This is a genomic window from Streptomyces sp. NPDC057136 (assembly GCF_042670885.1).
Classification (GTDB): domain Bacteria; phylum Actinomycetota; class Actinomycetes; order Streptomycetales; family Streptomycetaceae; genus Streptomyces.
In genome coordinates, this window is record NZ_JBHUUV010000093.1 from 1 (window position 1) to 3,615 (window position 3,615).

2 protein-coding genes are annotated in these 3,615 nt (G+C 69.3%); both read right to left on the minus strand.

Annotated features, from left to right (window positions below; translation table 11 throughout):
* Positions 1-317 precede the first annotated feature (317 nt).
* Complete coding sequence (locus ACFT7S_RS38555) at positions 318-1,658, minus strand: hypothetical protein (RefSeq protein WP_382741204.1); 1,341 nt, start codon at positions 1,656-1,658, stop codon at positions 318-320.
* 11 nt (positions 1,659-1,669) lie between these two features.
* Positions 1,670-3,238: a hypothetical protein gene (locus tag ACFT7S_RS38560; protein ID WP_382741206.1), complete on the minus strand. Its 1,569-nt coding sequence runs from the start codon at positions 3,236-3,238 to the stop codon at positions 1,670-1,672.
* Positions 3,239-3,615: the final 377 nt, after the last annotated feature.

The following is a 3,615-nucleotide window of genomic DNA, read 5'->3' on the forward strand; positions in this document are numbered from 1 at the left end:
TTGAGGGCCGCTTCCAGGGCCTGGTCCGCCGGGACCTGGATGTCGGGGACGACGCCCACGCCCTCCCAGTTGGTGCCCGTCACCGCGCTGATGGTCCGCGCCGTCGGCACCGTCACGAGGATGTGCTCGGCGACGGGGTGGCGGGCCGTCGGATGGAGGCTGCCTCCGAACTCATCGGCTCTGCCTGGCGGATGGACCGGTGCCTGGTGCCAGCCCCACCGGGTTCCGCAGGACCGGGCCGGCGGCTGATGCCGCCGGCCCGGTCCCTGGGGCGGCCATGGGTACGGGCCGACGCCGCGGTGGTGAACGAACGCGCCCTACGGCACGACCGTGACCCTGTCGCAGCCGTAGAAGCTGAGCGGTCCGCTCGGGCCGGCGAACCGCCCGAGGACGCAGGCGCTCGTATCGGCCGGGGTCAGGGCCTGGCTCCGTGGCTGGAAGTGCAGGACGGCGTCCAGGTCGCGGTCACGGGTCACCTCGTCCAGTTCCAGAGAGTTCTCCGGATGGATCCGGCCGTGGGCCTCGGGTACCCCACCGCCGAGGAGTAGCACGCTCGGGGACCCGAAGTGCAGCGAGGCGGCGTCGATCGTGGTCGCGTCGAAAGCGAGGGGATTTCCGTACTCGCCCGCCCGGGTGGTCAGCGCGGCCACCGGAAGGACGCCGCCGTTGAGGTTGACCGGATTGCGCGTGCTGCCCGGCTGGATGTTGATGGTCACCGGGATGGCGCAGTCCACGGTCAGTCGCGTGGTGCGCCGGTTGTTGGCCTCCTGGGGGTCGATCACGGAGGCGCGCTCGGGCGCCACCGCTGTGGTGAAGTCCAGGGTCCGCGCCCCGGGCTGGGTACAGGTGACGGTGTACGTCTTCTCCAGCCGCTGGGGCGTGCCCACGGCCAGACCGACCTCGGTCGTCTCGGGCGCGGCGGGGGTGGCGGTCACGCCGGTTCCGGCGGTGACCGTACGTTCCACACGCGCGTCGGTGGGGCCGTCCGGACCGGCGTTGGAGACGGTGCTGGCAACGGTCACAGTGACGGGCTTGCCCAGGACGGCGAAGAGCGGGGCCCGCGGCTCCACGGAGTCGACCGACAGGTCGCTCTCCAGGCAGTCGGGATCAGCGGGGTGCGACACGCAGAATTCGCGGATGGCGGGTTTGACGTCGACGGTGACGACATCCCTGTTCAGCGCCGTGTCGGTGATCGTCATGGTGGAGAGGGCGGGCGAGAAGGGCACGATGAAGCTGCCCGACCCGCCGCTCTTGACGTCCATCCGCTCCCGGTCTCCGTGCGAGTAGACCCACAGGGGACTCCAGGCGTTCATACGGTCGATGACCTGTCCGTCCACGTCCGTGAGACTCAGCTTCAGGATCGGCGGATCGCCGATGTGCGTGTGTGCGCGCTGGAGGCTGACCGACGTGCGGTCGACGGTGGCTTGGGTGCGACTGCTGAACGTGACCCGGGCGACGACCGCCTTCGCCGGGTCGTCGTCGTCGAGGACGGGCAGCGGGATGCTCGCCGGATCGGGGTCGTCGAGCCGGGAGGAGGAGTCGGCGGAGCCGTGCAGCGGGGCGATCAGCAGGGTGAGGACGACCATGGTGATCACCGAGAGCAGTGAACGGTAGCGGTGACGGCGGAGGTGATGGCGAAGGTGATGGAGACGGTTCATCGTGGGCCCCCTCAGCATTTCGCCGACGCGCAGTCGCCGAAGATCAGGACGTATCTCCTGATGTCGGCGGCGTTCGCCGGGCCGGTGTTGTTGTACATCACGTCGTTGGGGGCGGGTTCGGAACTGAACCAGTCCGGGTCGGGCCACCAGTCGGTGGGCCGCTCCCACCTGCGGCAGGCGGTTGCCTCACGGTTCAGGGCGGGCGCGTCGGCGATGCAGCCCGCCATGTCCTCGTAGACGTTCGGCGCGACGTCCTGCTGGAAGTAGCCGCCGTCCGGGGGGTACTCGTCGGCGAGTCCGAAGGGCTGGTGTCCGGACTCGTGGGTGACCACCTGCAGGGCGTCCGATCGCACCGCCGTGTCGACCACACCGGAGAAGATGCGGTCGCCCCGAAGGGCACAGTCGCGCTGGTTCTTGCGGTGCAGGATGGCGCCGGCGTCCGCGAAGGCGAAGGCGTCGTCCCAGCCGGCGGGCAGGTCGTGGTCGCAGTCGCCGTCGTTGGCGTCGTCGGCCCGTCCCTGCGCACGAGCGATCCAGAAGTTGAACTTGTCCTGGTTGGCCAGGAAGTCGTTGAACCCGTAGTAGGAGGTCTCGACGACCCGGCGGACATCGTCCAGGAACCGCGGGTCGCGGGAGCTCGTGTACGTGTCGCGGTCCGCGACGAACACGATGTCGATCCTGCTGCCGCGGGGGCCGGTATAGGAGACCGGCCGTGGCTCCGCCGAGGTGCCGGGGTTGGTGTCCACGCGGCGCCAGCCGGTGAAGAGGCCCGTGGTTCCCTCGCGCAGGCGGCAGCCGTAGACGAGGTCCCCGCCCTCGGTGGGGGTGAACGTGACGGACGTACTGTTCACCCCGGAGACCTTGTGGTCGGCGAGCGGATACCTGACGGAGTCGGTCGACCTGTTCCGTGCGGCCACGATCTGCAGCTCATCGGCGACGATGGTGGGCATCATGGCGCCGTCGAGCGCGGTGGCCGTGACCGTCACGGGGGTGCCGATGGTGGGTGCGACGGGGTCGGACGTGCACCTGATGCGCAGGCCCGGGGCGCTGGCGGGGTCGTCCACGGCCACCGAGTACGTCACTTCGGCCCGGTCCTCCGCGGTGCCGGAGTCGATGTACCCGGACCCGCACGGGGCGCCGGTGGACGAGCCGCGGAACACCCGGCAAGGGGAGGCGGCCACCTGGAAGTTGATGCCCCTCCCGACCGCTTGCGACGCGTCGTACTGGTCGTCGCCGAGGCAGAAACCGCCGTCCTCGTCCCAGACCTCGATGGTCACGGGGATCTTCGCGACGCCGCTGCTCTGATCGAGGGTGGCGACATCGACTTCCGTGGAGAACTCCCAGCCGGGGCTGATGTCCCCCTGCCCCTCCAGCTCGTCCTGGCTCGGGGAGTCCTCGTTGTTGAACGGCACGCCGTTGATGAAGACCTTGGCATACCAGTCGATCGAGCCGCACGCTCCTTCCTCGGAGCTGTACAGCACCTTGATGCGGTCGAGCGTGACCGTCACCTTCACGTTGGGCGCGGCGCTGGCCATCGGTGTCATGACGCCGAGCATCGCCGCGCAGGCGGCGAGGATCATGGCCAGACTCAGGCACCGCTGCCGCGCCGCCGCTCCCCTTCGTGGTGGCCTCTGTGGCCTTGCCAGGCCGCCGACCGTGTTTTCCACCCTGTTCCCCTTTGCGTTCGCCGATATCAGGGGTAACGGAGCGTAACTTGATGTCCGGCGTGGCGTTGAACTGACGCGCGCAGCATGGGCCTTGTGGGGGTAAGTGGGATCGCATGATGAACTTCTTGGCGTGTATGTTTGCAATCTTTTCGGGCGGTGGCGTTCCTGTTCAGCGTGTTCCTCGCGGCCGGTGACGACGATGCGGCCATTGCCGTCCCCGTCGGCCCTGCCGGAGCTCTCGGCCCATCTGAAACCGGCTCCGCAGCAGCTCCGGCTGGAGCCCGTACGGG